Here is a 6,503-nt window from a genome sequence, read left to right as displayed (position 1 = left end):
ATCCTACAGCTCTGCGCGCCGACGGCGTTTCGCCTTGTCCGGCCCACCCCACCACGGTTCACACCGAAGGAGTTCCCATGGACTGGCGCCACAAGGCCATCTGCCGCGACGAGGACCCCGAGCTGTTCTTCCCCGTCGGCAATTCCGGACCCGCACTCGCCCAGATCGCGGAGGCGAAGATCGTCTGCAACCGCTGCCCCGTCACCGCCGAGTGCCTGACCTGGGCCCTCGAGTCCGGCCAGGATGCCGGCGTCTGGGGCGGCATGAGCGAGGACGAGCGTCGCGCGCTCAAGCGTCGTCGCGCCCGCACCCGCACCACCGTCTGACACGACCCCTCAGGCCACGGAGGCCGGTTCCCCTCTCTCCGGAGCGGGAACCGGCCTTCGTCGTGTGATCGACCGGTCAGTCGATGACGGCGATGAGGTCGCCCGCCTGAATGACGTCGCCCGAGGCGACGGCCACCTCGGTGACGGTCCCGGCCGTCTCGCACAGCACCGGGATCTCCATCTTCATCGATTCGAGGAGCACGATCGTGTCGCCCTCGGCGACCTCGGTGCCGACGCCCGCGACGACCTCCATGACGTTGGCGACCATCTCGGCACGGACCTGTTCAGTCATACGTATGTTCCTCTACTTTCCTCACGACGGCCCCCGGACACCTCAATGCAACCACACGGAGGTTCTCGTGGGAGACTTGTACACCGACGAAAGGAGGCGACCATGGGCAAGCGTGGCCGCAAGAAGCGGGATCGCCGCAAGAAGAACGCCAACCACGGCAAGCGTCCGAACAGCTGAGTCCGGACCACCAGACACGAGGAAGGGCGGGCACCGGTCAGGTGCCCGCCCTTCCTCGTGCTCGGTGCGGTGTCAGGTGTGGTCGCGCCTCTCCACCGTGGTCGTCTGGCGGATGACCGTGGTGCCGTCGGCGTCGGTCGTCGTCACCGTCGTGCGCCGGATCTCCACCATGAGGCGTTCGCGGAGCCCGGAGGGGGCCTTCTCGCAGCAGGACCTCGACAGCTTGGCCTTGAGCCGCCTCTCGGACAGGAACAGTTCCCGGCACGCCGCACACCCGGCCAGGTGGTGTTCGAGCCGGGATCGACAGGCGTCGTCGCATTCGAGGTCCACCAGCAGGGACAGGTCGCGGCGGGCCGCCTCGCAGTCGATCCGGTCCAGGCGCGGGTCGTGTTCCCTCATCACTTCGCCCCCTCGGTCCGGTCGCGTCCAAAGCCCCGCTCGGCCGCCACGTCCCGGAGGAGTTCCCGCAGTTGCTTGCGACCGCGGTGCAGGCGCGACATCACGGTCCCCAGGGGGGTGTCCATGATCTCCGCGATCTCCTTGTACGGCAGATCCTGGACGTCGGCGTAGTACACGGCCATCCGGAACTCCTCGGGGAGCTGGGCGAGGGCGGCCCGGATCTCGTCATCCGGCAGCAGCTCCATCGCCTCCACCTCGGCCGAGCGCAGGCCTGTCGAGGTGTGTTCGGCGGCCGCGGCGAGCTGCCAGTCCGTGATCTCGTCGGTGGGGTACTGGGCGGGCTGGCGCTGACGCTTCCGGTAATGGTTGATGTAGGCGTTGGTGAGGATGCGATGCATCCAGGCCCGGAAGTTGGTCCCCTGCTTGAACGAGTGGAAACCCGCGAACGCCTTGGCGTAGGCCTCCTGCACCAGGTCCTCGGCATCCGCCGGGTTCCGGGTCATCCGCAACGCGGCGCCGTAGAGCTGATCGAGGAGCGGCATGGCCAACTCCTCGAACTTCTCTTCGCGCTGGTCGGCCTCGTCGGGCTGCAACTCGGTCGGCAACCGGAACTCCTCACCTGTCGGTGACCCGGAGTCTAACCGCACGCCGGGGGCGTCGAGGACCGCGGTCCGCATGGCACCCTCCTTCCCGGACCCGGGGCCGACCCCCGAGCACTCGAACTACACCAACACGCAACAGCGACGGGGTATTCCGTCCGGCCGTCGACGCTAGGGTCGGGGCGTGAGCAGCAGACGCCGGCGGAGCGCCGCGGGCACCGGTGCCGCGACCCCCGCCCTCGCCGCCCTCCGGCGCGCCGGCGTCGACCACCTCGTGCACACCTACCGGGCATCCGGGGACTCGTTCGGGGACGAGGCCGCCCGCGTGATGGTCGACCGTCTCGGCGTGGAGGCCGCCCGGGTGTTCAAGACCCTGGTCCTGGCCACCGACAGGCCCCCGGCGGGCTCCAGGATCCCGCTGGCGGTCGCGGTCCTCCCCGTGACCTCCATGCTCGACCTCAGGGCCGCCGCGGCCGCGCTCGGCTGCGGCAGGGCCGCGCTCGCCGGCGTGGACCTGGTGGAGAGGTCGACCGGCTACGTGCTCGGCGGGGTCTCGCCGCTCGGTCAGAAGCGGCCTCTGCCCACCCTCGTCGACGACTCGGCCCTCGGCCACCCCACGATCCTCTGCAGCGCCGGTCGGCGCGGGTGGGAGATCGAACTCGCACCGACGGACCTCGTCGGGCTGACCGACGCGGTGACGGCCACGATCACCACCGGACGGTCCTAGAAGAGGGTCCCCTCCCCGGGGTCCACAGGCCGGACCAGCTCCGGCCCCTCGTTCCGGGCGTTCGAGACCGCGCGCGAGACCGGCGTGATCTGCACCGAGTGCGCCCACCGGTCCAGGTCCCCGCCCGCGCCGTCGACCAGGGCCCGTGGGTCGCCGATCACCGAGGGGTCCAGCCAGTCCGACACCACGGACGGATCCACCACCAGCGGCATGCGGTCGTGCACCGCGCGCAGCGGGCCCAGCGCCTCGGTGGTGAGGATCGTGCACGACAGCTGCGTGACGGCCTCGTCCCCGGGGTCGCGCCGGGCCTCCCACAGGCCCGCCATGAGCAGCCCCCGGTCCCCGGGGAGGCTCATGTGGAACGGCTGCTTGAGGCCTGCCCCGCCGCCGGTCTCCGCGGGCTCCCCCGGCACCCACTCGTACCACCCGTCCATGGGCACCACACAGTGGCGCCGGGCGACCGCGGAGCGGAACGACGGCTTGGAGAACGCCGTCTCGACGCGCGCGTTGAACAGGGTCGGGAGACGCTGTCCCTCCCTGGCCCACGACGGGACCAGGCCCCACCTCATCGCCCGCAGGACACGCTCCGGCCCGCCCGGGCGGTCCAGCCGTTCCCGGGGGACGTCCAGCGCCAGGACCGGGATCGTGGTGGTGGGGGCGATGTTGAACCGCGGGGAGCGGGGCCCCTCGGCGGGCCACAGCCCCGGGGGCGGCGAGGACGCCTCGTCGACGGCGTCGAGTTCCACCGCCAGTCGCACCGGGTCGGAGGAGAGCGAGAACCGTCCACACATGGCATCCATCCTCGCACCCGGATCCGGCGGGAACGGCGCCGATGGGCGACAATGACCAGGTGAGTCATTGGAACGCCCCCGTCGCCGCCGCGCCCGTGCACGCCGAGGTCCTCGTACCCGGATCCAAGTCGCTGACGAATCGGGCTCTGGTCCTGGCCGCGCTGGCGGACTCGCCCTCCCGGCTGGGCGGGACGCTGCGGAGCCGCGACACCGACCTCATGATCGGTGCCCTCACGGCGCTGGGCGCACGCGTCGAGGGCCCCTCCGGTCCGCTCGCGCCGGACGACACCGAGCTGGTCATCACCCCCGGCGCGTTGCGCGGGGCGGACGTCGAGTGCGGCCTGGCGGGGACCGTCATGCGGTTCGTCCCCCCCGTCGCCGCGCTCGCCACCGGCACCTCGACCTTCGACGGTGATCCCGCGGCGCGGGTGCGCCCGCAGGCCACCGTCCTCGACGCACTGCGCGCCCTGGGGGCGGAGATCGTCGGGGACAGCCTCCCCTTCTCCGTCACCGGAACGGGCGCGCTCCGCGGGGGACGCGTGGAGATGGACGCCTCCGCCTCCTCCCAGTTCGTCTCGGGACTCCTGCTGTCCGCCGCGCGGTTCGACGAGGGACTCGAGCTGGTCCACGTCGGCCGCTCCCCCGTCCCCTCCGGCCCGCACATCGAGATGACCCTGGAGATGCTCCGCGAGTCCGGGGTGGAGGTGGTCCGGCCGGATCCCTCGTCCTGGCGGGTGACCGCCGGGACGATCTCCGCCGTCGACCGGGTGGTGGAGCCCGACCTGTCCAACGCGACCCCGTTCCTGGCCGCGGCCGCGGTCACCGGGGGAACCGTCCGGGTGCCCCACTGGCCGGAGTCCACCACCCAGCCCGGGGACGCCATCCGCGGGATCCTCCGTGACATGGGCGCGTCGGTGTCGCTCGAGGGCGCCGACGGATCCGGCCACGGCACCCTCGTCGTCGTCGGGCCCCCACGCCTGTCGCCCGTCGACCTGGACCTGTCCGCCATCGGCGAGCTCACACCCACCGTCGCCGCGCTGTGCGCGGTGGCCGACGGTCCGTCGCGCCTGACCGGGATCGCGCACCTGCGCGGGCACGAGACCGACCGACTCGCCGCGCTCGCCGCCGAACTCGGCGCCGTGGGCTGCGGGGTCACCGAGCTGGACGACGGCCTCGAGATCACGCCCGGACCACTGCGCGGTGCCCCGTGGCGCGCCTACGCCGACCACCGGATGGCCACCGCCGGCGCGATCATCGGCCTGGTGGCGCAGGGCGTCGAGGTGGACGACATCGAGTCCACCTCCAAGACCATGCCCGGTTTCACCCGCATGTGGGCGGACATGCTCGCCGGGCGGGGCTGACACCGGCCATGGCGGGCGGACGGGGCGGCACCGGGGCGCGCGGCTGGGACGAATCCGACATCCGGATCCGGCCCGGCAAGGGGTCGCGCCCACGGACCAAACGGCGCCCGAGCCACGCCGACGCCGCGTCCGCGATGGTGGTGAGCGTCGACCGCGGCCGCTGGGGGTGTGTCCTCCTCGACGACGGCCCGGACCACGTGGCCGGGACCCGGATCGTCACCATGCGGGCCCGGGAACTGGGGCGCACGCCGATCGTCGTGGGTGACCACGTGGGCGTGGTCGGCGACCTCACCGGCACCCGCGACACCCTGTCCCGGATCGTCCGCGTGGAGGAGCGGAGCACCGTCCTGCGGCGGACCGCCGACGACTCGGACCCGTACGAGCGCGTGGTGGTGGCCAACGCGGAACTGCTGCTCATCGTGGTGGCGGTGGCGGACCCCCCGCCGCGGGCGGGGTTCGTCGCCCGCGCGCTGGTGGCGGCCTACACCGGCGGCCTGGAACCGGTGATCTGCCTGACCAAGGGCGACCTCGACGACCCGTCGGTCTTCGCCGCCGAGTTCGACGCACTCGACGTCCCCGTGTTGCAGGTGGGGATCGACGACGACCTGGCCGCGCTCCACGAGCGGATCGACGGCCGGATCTCCGCGATGATCGGCCACTCCGGGGTCGGCAAGTCGACGCTGGTCAACCGGCTCATCCCCGACGCGCACCGGGCGACCGGCGTGGTCTCCGGGGTGGGCAAGGGTCGCCACACGTCCACGCAGTCCGTCGCCCTCGAGCTGGGCACGGACGGCTGGGTGGTGGACACCCCCGGGATCCGGAGCTTCGGCCTGGCGCACGTGTCGCCCGACGACGTGGTGGCCGCGTTCTCCGATCTCCACGAGATCGCGCAGGAGTGCCCGCGGGGGTGCACTCACCAGGGCCCGCCCGCGGACCCCGAGTGCCGGTTCGACGCCGTCACCGACCCCGCCGCGCACCGCCGGGCGCTCGCGGTCCGGGAACTGCTCGGCGCCCTCCAGTCCAACGACGCGTGGGCGCTGGGGACCGATCCGGACTGATCCCCCCGGCCCGATCCGGGCCCCCGCCCGACGTCAGAGCTTGAGCTCGACGTCCCCGAGGGCCACCGAGACGCAGGTCTGGATCCGCTCCCCGGGACCGTGATCGGTTCCGTTGCGCAGGTCGCGGACGTGCCCCTCGTCCAGCCCGACCACGCAGGTCTGGCAGATGCCCATGCGGCACCCGAAGGGCATCTGCACCCCGACGCTCTCGCCGCCCTCGAGGATCGTCGTGGCGCCGTCGAGCTCCACCGTCTTACCCGTGGACCCGAAGGTGACCGTCCCGCCCGACGCCCCCGCGTCGCGGTTGACGGTGAACCGCTCCACGTGGAGGTCGTCGCGATCGGTGTCGTCGAAGTGGTCGGTGAGCTCGTCGAGCATCGCCGAGGGGCCACAGGCCCAGGTCGGGCGCTCGGCCCAGTCCGGGACCAGCTCCGACATCTGCCGCGCGTCGATCCTGCCCTGCTCGCTGGTGACCCGCAGGTGCAGGGTGTAGCCCGGCTGGGTCTTCTCCAGCGCCAGGAGCTCGTCGTGGAACAGGCTGTCCTCGGGGGTGCGGATCGAGTGGACGTGGACCACGTCGGGGAACCCCTCGTCGACCGAGCGCCTGTCCAGCGAGCGGAGCATCCCCATCACCGGGGTGATCCCCGACCCCGCGGTGACGAACATCAGCTTCGGCGGCGTCGGCGACGGCAGGTGGAAGTCACCGGCCGGGGCGGCGAGGCGGACGATGGTCCCCGCGGTGACGGTCCCGACGCTGTCTCTTATACACATCT

General features: G+C 72.3%; 10 protein-coding genes. 5 read left to right on the top strand and 5 right to left on the bottom strand.

Translation table 11 applies throughout. The features are described from left to right. Positions 1-77 precede the first annotated feature (77 nt). Positions 78-326 carry a WhiB family transcriptional regulator gene (locus B4M60_RS14245; protein ID WP_067712327.1) on the top strand — a complete coding sequence of 83 codons (249 nt, stop codon included), beginning with the start codon at positions 78-80 and terminating at the stop codon, positions 324-326. A gap of 76 nt (positions 327-402) precedes the next feature. On the opposite strand, the gene B4M60_RS14240 is transcribed toward B4M60_RS14245, so the two are convergent. Next, positions 403-618 (bottom strand): biotin/lipoyl-binding carrier protein, encoded by a 216-nt coding sequence (locus tag B4M60_RS14240; RefSeq protein ID WP_291085448.1) that lies wholly within the window; start codon positions 616-618, stop codon positions 403-405. A gap of 102 nt (positions 619-720) precedes the next feature. Here B4M60_RS14240 and B4M60_RS15740 point away from each other — a divergent pair, with 102 nt between their 5' ends. Beyond that, positions 721-795, top strand: coding sequence for a 50S ribosomal protein bL37 (locus tag B4M60_RS15740; protein WP_414646813.1), 75 nt, complete (start codon positions 721-723; stop codon positions 793-795). Between the two features lie 72 nt (positions 796-867). Here B4M60_RS15740 and B4M60_RS14235 read toward each other — a convergent pair whose 3' ends face one another. Beyond that, complete coding sequence (locus B4M60_RS14235; protein ID WP_291085445.1) at positions 868-1,194, bottom strand: anti-sigma factor; 327 nt, start codon at positions 1,192-1,194, stop codon at positions 868-870. After that, the gene (locus B4M60_RS14230) at positions 1,194-1,871 is read right to left on the bottom strand and encodes a sigma-70 family RNA polymerase sigma factor (RefSeq protein WP_291085442.1); all 678 of its coding nucleotides are present in this window, start codon (positions 1,869-1,871) and stop codon (positions 1,194-1,196) included. Before B4M60_RS14230 ends, B4M60_RS14235 begins: the two co-directional genes overlap by 1 nt. A gap of 106 nt (positions 1,872-1,977) precedes the next feature. Here B4M60_RS14230 and B4M60_RS14225 point away from each other — a divergent pair, with 106 nt between their 5' ends. Continuing rightward, entirely contained in the window at positions 1,978-2,520 is a 543-nt protein-coding gene (locus tag B4M60_RS14225) for a YbaK/EbsC family protein (RefSeq protein WP_291085439.1), read from the top strand. On the opposite strand, the gene B4M60_RS14220 is transcribed toward B4M60_RS14225, so the two are convergent. After that, on the bottom strand, positions 2,517-3,311 hold the full coding sequence (locus B4M60_RS14220; protein WP_291085435.1) for an SOS response-associated peptidase: 795 nt from the start codon (positions 3,309-3,311) through the stop codon (positions 2,517-2,519). The genes B4M60_RS14225 and B4M60_RS14220 overlap by 4 nt on opposite strands. Before the next feature lie 41 nt (positions 3,312-3,352). Between B4M60_RS14220 and aroA the strand changes: the two genes are divergently transcribed. Together aroA and rsgA are read left to right on the top strand one after the other, a co-directional pair. Then, on the top strand, positions 3,353-4,672 hold the full coding sequence (gene aroA / locus B4M60_RS14215) for a 3-phosphoshikimate 1-carboxyvinyltransferase (RefSeq protein WP_291085432.1): 1,320 nt from the start codon (positions 3,353-3,355) through the stop codon (positions 4,670-4,672). 8 nt (positions 4,673-4,680) lie between these two features. After that, positions 4,681-5,730, top strand: coding sequence for a ribosome small subunit-dependent GTPase A (gene rsgA / locus B4M60_RS14210; RefSeq protein ID WP_291085429.1), 1,050 nt, complete (start codon positions 4,681-4,683; stop codon positions 5,728-5,730). 33 nt (positions 5,731-5,763) lie between these two features. Here the strand turns inward: rsgA and B4M60_RS14205 are convergent. Then, positions 5,764-6,503 (bottom strand): flavin reductase family protein (locus B4M60_RS14205; protein WP_291085426.1); only part of this gene is annotated, 740 nt, incomplete at its 5' end.

This window comes from Dietzia sp. UBA5065, from assembly GCA_002415925.1.
Classification (GTDB): Bacteria; Actinomycetota; Actinomycetes; order Mycobacteriales; family Mycobacteriaceae; genus Dietzia.
The sequence above is the reverse complement of the archived record's forward strand: the minus strand, read 5'-3'. Positions and strand labels throughout refer to the sequence as shown.

What these genes read in the sequence shown, in the direction of transcription:
- B4M60_RS14235 (WP_291085445.1), bottom strand. Translation starts at nt 1,194, where the DNA reads ATGAGGGAACACGACCCGCGCCTGGACCGGATCGACTGCGAGGCGGCC.
- B4M60_RS14220 (WP_291085435.1), bottom strand. Translation starts at nt 3,311, where the DNA reads ATGTGTGGACGGTTCTCGCTCTCCTCCGACCCGGTGCGACTGGCGGTG.
- B4M60_RS14230 (WP_291085442.1), bottom strand. Translation starts at nt 1,871, where the DNA reads ATGCGGACCGCGGTCCTCGACGCCCCCGGCGTGCGGTTAGACTCCGGG.
- B4M60_RS14245 (WP_067712327.1), top strand. Translation starts at nt 78, where the DNA reads ATGGACTGGCGCCACAAGGCCATCTGCCGCGACGAGGACCCCGAGCTG.
- rsgA (WP_291085429.1), top strand. Translation starts at nt 4,681, where the DNA reads ATGGCGGGCGGACGGGGCGGCACCGGGGCGCGCGGCTGGGACGAATCC.
- aroA (WP_291085432.1), top strand. Translation starts at nt 3,353, where the DNA reads ATGGGCGACAATGACCAGGTGAGTCATTGGAACGCCCCCGTCGCCGCC.
- B4M60_RS14240 (WP_291085448.1), bottom strand. Translation starts at nt 618, where the DNA reads ATGACTGAACAGGTCCGTGCCGAGATGGTCGCCAACGTCATGGAGGTC.